The sequence below is a fragment of the Campylobacter concisus genome (assembly GCA_002092835.1).
GTDB lineage: Bacteria > Campylobacterota > Campylobacteria > Campylobacterales > Campylobacteraceae > Campylobacter_A > Campylobacter_A concisus_K.
Map to the genome: position 1 here is coordinate 1 of LVWL01000011.1, position 2,867 is coordinate 2,867.

A 2,867-nucleotide genomic window follows, 5' to 3' on the forward strand; every position below is an offset into this window, starting at 1 on the left:
TTCTTATCTGGGTTAAAGGCATTTGAAATTCATTGCATTACCAAAGGTATTTTTCACCTTCTATAATATTGTCTAGTTCATATCATTTTCAAATTTATATATTATGTCTAATAAACTATCTATTTTTTCACACACATTCTTTTTTAATTCAGCATCTTCTAATGTAAACATAGATAATTCAATTTCATTTTCTATATTAGATAATATCTTTCTTAGCCATTGCTCCTCTATAGAAACTATTTGCATTTCTGTTTTATATATCTTATCTTGAATAATTTGAATATCAATATCGCCATTAATAAATTTATTACAATAACACTTCAAATCATCAATTAATTGTGGATATATCCATTTCATTGGCTAGCCCTTATAACACTAATTATAATATTATCATTATTTTCAGTTACTACTCTAACATCACCAAGCTGATAAATATTTCTATTAACACCATCTTCTTGGATTTAAACTTCTTTTATAATGTCTTATTATAATCTTTAATCATCTTCGTATCTTATATAAAACCAATCCATATAATGTGGCTGTTTTTTAATATTTTTCCCATTGTATTTTGTTAATATAATTTTTTCTTTATATTGTCCGTTTGCATCTAGTTCTGGTGATACGGAATATAATTCAGTTAAAGCATACGAAAAAATATCATAGTCTTCATCTGTTGGTTCATTGTCTAAATAACCATATAAATAAACAGTGCCATCATCTCCATAATCAAAGGCAATGCCTCTTACATTTGGTCGTATTTCTCCTAAAAAACCTACATGCAATCCGAATAGAAGTATTGAATAAATATTTTTCATAATACACCTCAAAATTTGTCTGGAAATGCTGGAACGATATGAGCCCCACCATTTTTATCAATATGAACTATTCCCCAAGTAGTATTTTGCGATGATGAACCATCATATTTTTTACTTCGCCTATGATACGACCAAAATCAATTTTAAGTTTATTTTCATTTATAACTCGTATTTTTTCACTTTGTTATTTTTTAGATCATTGATTAGCTCTTTTGGATCCATATTATAAGATAATGTGCTTCTATTTTTAGCAAACCAGAAGTTTTAATGGTATCCACAGTAGTTAGTCCGGACATTTTTATTGAAATTTGTAACATTAGCATAACTTTGAAATATCATAAAATACAAAAATACAAATGCAAAACTTAAAGTTAGTAACTTAAATTTGAGTCTTAATTTGTATTTGGTTTTTTATAGGCTTGATAAGTCATTTGTTATCCTAATAAATTTTTCCTGTTTTTCTATTGACCCAGCGAATATCTGGGCAATCTTTATACCAAAATTTTACAAAACTATCATTATCGTTAATTCTACCATATAATGAATTTAAATTTTTAGGAAGTTTTTGCCTTATATATTCTATTATCGCATCCGAAGTAGTATCCCAAAATTTAATATTTTGAATAATTTTTTCTTTTTCTCCACTTAGTGGCGATACAACAAGTATAAGCCACTATCAATAAATTTTTTTAACAGGTATAGGAAAGCTTCGACTTCATCTTCAATTGTTTCAAATTCTAAATTATCTTGCGTAAAGAGCGTTAGCAGGAACAGCCAAAATAATCAGCATATATTTCCATATAATTACTATCTATATTTTTACGTATTTTGGAGATATTTTTCATTTGAATTTTAGCTCCTTATATATTTGCATTCCTTTTTGATGTGGTAGGCAAATTATATAATGTTAAATATTTTTTACTTAATGTTAAAGTGTATCCAAAATCACTAATTTTAATTGTATTATTGTTTTCATCAAAAAACTCAACTTCACAATCTGTTGTATTATAATCCATTACGATTGTTCCCATAGTTCCCTTTTTAATAATAAAAATAACATCTTCATTGCCAATTTTACTTTTACAATGAGTAATAAAATAACCACTTTTATCTTTTACTAAATAAATATTGTATTTAGCTTTTACAACATCTAGTTCATTAAACATTTTATATCCTACTTTTTCGTCGGAATAGCTGTTATCAACCTAATATTCCCATCTTTATTTTTTATCCAAACAAATTTTACATCAATGTTTTTACTATTAGCACCAACAATAGGAATAATTTGTTCGTATTTTTGTCCATATTGTGTTAATTCGGTTTTTATTGCTACTTTTTCATCAAATTTGATTTGCCTTGCTAAATCATCGGCATTTGTTTTTGTAAAACCCAATGCTTCTTTAAACCATTGAGCCTTAGTAGCTCCTGTTTTATGTGTTGGGTCTAAAAGATAGTTATTCAATTTTATATCTATACTTTCTTTTGTAATATCATTTACAATCTCACTTCCCCCAGCAACAACTCTTCCATCATTACTATTATTGTTCAAATTGTTTGCGTTATTATTTGAATTTGTAGTAGTTGATTTAGTATCATTTGTCATATTGTTTTTGCCACTTTTGCCGGTATTTACTAGCTTGCCACTATTTTTTGCTATTTGTCCTACTTTACCAGCTGCTCCAAGAGAACCTATATTTTCACCTAGTGCGTGATAACTTCTATAATTTATAGAGCTTTGATCACCCATCATACTATCTACGAAATTTTCAGCCATAAATTCTTTTATATCTGCATTTACATTTTTGGCTGTTAGGATAGGATGATAAAAAGCATTATTTAAACCGTTTATTGAATCTACTGGATGCAAGATAATATTTCCTATATCAGCAAGTCCTTCGATTCCGCCTACTGCAAATCCACCTAGACCATACATGGTTGATTTTGTATAATCTAATATGCCAGGATTTGTTTTAACGCTTAAATTGTCTTTGTAAAAATCTTCATTGTTATAGGCATTTAAGGCATACATATACCTATCCTCATATTGCTTCT

General features: G+C 27.6%; 4 protein-coding genes. All 4 read right to left on the bottom strand.

Annotation, left to right across the window (positions count from 1 at the left end):
* Positions 1-72: 72 nt before the first annotated feature.
* The 4 genes from A3835_09740 to A3835_09755 all read right to left on the bottom strand — a co-directional run bounded on the left by A3835_09740 (position 73) and on the right by A3835_09755 (position 2,844).
* The gene (locus A3835_09740) at positions 73-357 is read right to left on the bottom strand and encodes a hypothetical protein (GenBank protein ORI09454.1); all 285 of its coding nucleotides are present in this window, start codon (positions 355-357) and stop codon (positions 73-75) included.
* A 137-nt stretch (positions 358-494) separates the two neighbouring features.
* Positions 495-815 (bottom strand): hypothetical protein, encoded by a 321-nt coding sequence (locus A3835_09745; GenBank protein ID ORI09455.1) that lies wholly within the window; start codon positions 813-815, stop codon positions 495-497.
* Positions 816-1,675: 860 nt separating this feature from the next.
* On the bottom strand, positions 1,676-1,981 hold the full coding sequence (locus tag A3835_09750) for a hypothetical protein (GenBank protein ID ORI09456.1): 306 nt from the start codon (positions 1,979-1,981) through the stop codon (positions 1,676-1,678).
* Between the two features lie 8 nt (positions 1,982-1,989).
* The gene (locus tag A3835_09755) at positions 1,990-2,844 is read right to left on the bottom strand and encodes a hypothetical protein (GenBank protein ID ORI09457.1); all 855 of its coding nucleotides are present in this window, start codon (positions 2,842-2,844) and stop codon (positions 1,990-1,992) included.
* Between the last annotated feature and the right edge of the window lie 23 nt (positions 2,845-2,867).